1 protein-coding gene is annotated in these 656 nt (G+C 41.5%); it reads right to left on the bottom strand.

Translation table 11 applies throughout. From position 1 onward, the window contains the following. Nucleotides 1-656: electron transfer flavoprotein-ubiquinone oxidoreductase (locus AC1Z3T_RS21170; RefSeq protein WP_483396994.1), on the bottom strand; the 656-nt coding region annotated here is incomplete at both ends.

Raw genomic sequence — 656 nt, 5'->3', positions numbered from 1 at the left:
TCATCCCATTTTGGTAAGTTGACATTCACAGGAATCGTTGGGTCAGTCAGTTTTAAATGCGCTGGCTGATTCTCTTCATGTACCGTGTTAGAAACGAATACAGAAGACAAACGGTCAAAAGTCAATTTACCATCTGGCTTTGGATAGTTCGGTTTAAAGGTAGAAGCATCTACAGTTTTCAATGCACTAAAGTCAGGCACAAGATCATGTAAAGTAAATGGAACTTTAAAGATATTTTGGTCGATAAAGTTAAATGCGCCACCCATCCATAAACCGAATTTATGCATTGCAGGGCCAAAGTTACGAGAACGATGTAACTCTTCTTTTAACCAACTGTTGTTGAATTTGTCTGTATATGCCGTCAACTCTTTCGCAAAGAAGTCTTCACCCTCAGTCACACGAGCAATGGCTAAATCACCACCTTTTGCATGACCTGCTTGGATTGCTTCAAATACAGCCTCACCACACAACATCCCCGATTTCATCGCAGTATGAGAGCCTTTGATTTTAGCAAAGTTTAAGAAACCCGCATCATCACCAATCAGGCATCCACCCGGGAAAGTCAATTTTGGCAGTGAGTTTAGACCACCTTTTACAACAGCACGTGCGCCATAAGAAATACGTTTACCACCCTCAAGATATTGCTTGATCAGTGG

Source organism: Acinetobacter sp. B-6 (assembly GCF_056930735.1).
This window is presented reverse-complemented; position numbering and strand designations above follow the sequence as displayed.